Annotated in this window: 1 pseudogene; it reads right to left on the bottom strand. The window is 48.5% G+C overall.

Annotation, left to right across the window (positions count from 1 at the left end):
* Window positions 1-184: 184 nt before the first annotated feature.
* A pseudogene (locus IB245_RS28920) lies at window positions 185-530 on the bottom strand (translational GTPase TypA); the annotation flags it as partial.

The following is a 530-nucleotide window of genomic DNA, read 5'->3' as shown; positions in this document are numbered from 1 at the left end:
GATTAAAATCGATATCGACGATTACATTTCCTAAGTCAAAGATATAAAGCATGTTTATCTCCTTTCGCCGTGGAAAAGTAACTGTAGCGGGAAAGATAAGGTTTGGCTATGGAGAGGGACACAACGCAGAAAAAGAAAAACCCCGCCACAAGGACGGGGTTTTAGAGACTTAAAGAGGAGTGAATTACTCTTCTTTCGCACCGCGCATTGCACGTTTACGATCGTTCTCGGTCAGGTGACGTTTACGGATACGAATTGACTGTGGAGTCACTTCTACCAGTTCGTCGTCATCGATGAACTCCAGAGCTTGCTCCAGGGTCATCTTGATCGGTGGAACCAGAACCGTTGCTTCGTCAGTACCTGACGCACGCATGTTGGTCAGTTTCTTACCGGTCAGGCAGTTTACAGTCAGGTCGTTAGAACGACTGTGAATACCGATGATCTGGCCTTCGTAAACTTCTGCACCGTGACCCAGGAACAGCTTACCGCGGTCCTGCAGGCTGAACAGTGCGAACGCAACCGCTTTACCC

It is taken from the genome of Pseudomonas sp. PDM02 (assembly GCF_014852285.1).
Taxonomy (GTDB): Bacteria; Pseudomonadota; Gammaproteobacteria; order Pseudomonadales; family Pseudomonadaceae; genus Aquipseudomonas; species Aquipseudomonas migulae.
Note: the sequence above shows the minus strand (reverse complement) of the source record. Positions and strands in the feature narration are given on the sequence as shown.